Below are 569 nucleotides of genomic sequence, written 5' to 3'. Positions count from 1 at the left end.
TCGGCGATCGGCTCGATGTACTGCTTGAAGGCATCGGCCGAACCCAGCGATCGCCCGCCCGAGATAATGATCTTAGCCGAGGTCAACTCGGGTCGGTCGTTCTGGGCGATCTCCTCACCCTTGAAGCTCGACAGGCCCGCATCCTCGGCTGCGTTCACCGTCTCGATGGCGGCAGAGCCGCCCTCGCCAGCCGCCGGGAAGGCGGCGGTGCGCACGGTGATCACCTTCTTGGCGTCGGTGGCCTGCACGGTCTGGATGGCGTTGCCGGCATAGATCGGCCGCTCGAAGGTGTCGGGTGAGAGCACCTTGATGATGTCGGAGACCTGCATCACGTCGAGAAGCGCGGCCACGCGCGGCATCACGTTCTTGCCCTTGCTGGTGGCGGGCGCCACCAGGGCATCGTAGGAGCCTGCGAGCGAGACGATCAGCGCCGCGGTGGGCTCGGCAAGCTGGTGCTCGTAAGGAGCGGCATCGGCCAGCAGCACCTTCTCGACGCCGTCCAGCTTGGCGGCGGCCTCGGCCGCGGCGCGGGCGTTCGAGCCGGCCACCAGCACATGCACGGGCGCGCC

Annotated in this window: 1 protein-coding gene; it reads right to left on the bottom strand. The window is 68.2% G+C overall.

Translation table 11 applies throughout. The features are described 5' to 3' along the window. Positions 1–569: electron transfer flavoprotein subunit alpha/FixB family protein (locus JQC81_RS32675; protein WP_203275902.1), on the bottom strand; the 569-nt coding region annotated here is incomplete at both ends.

Source organism: Microvirga arabica, from assembly GCF_016811235.1.
Lineage (GTDB): Bacteria > Pseudomonadota > Alphaproteobacteria > Rhizobiales > Beijerinckiaceae > Microvirga > Microvirga arabica.
Note: the sequence above shows the minus strand (reverse complement) of the source record. Positions and strands in the feature narration are given on the sequence as shown.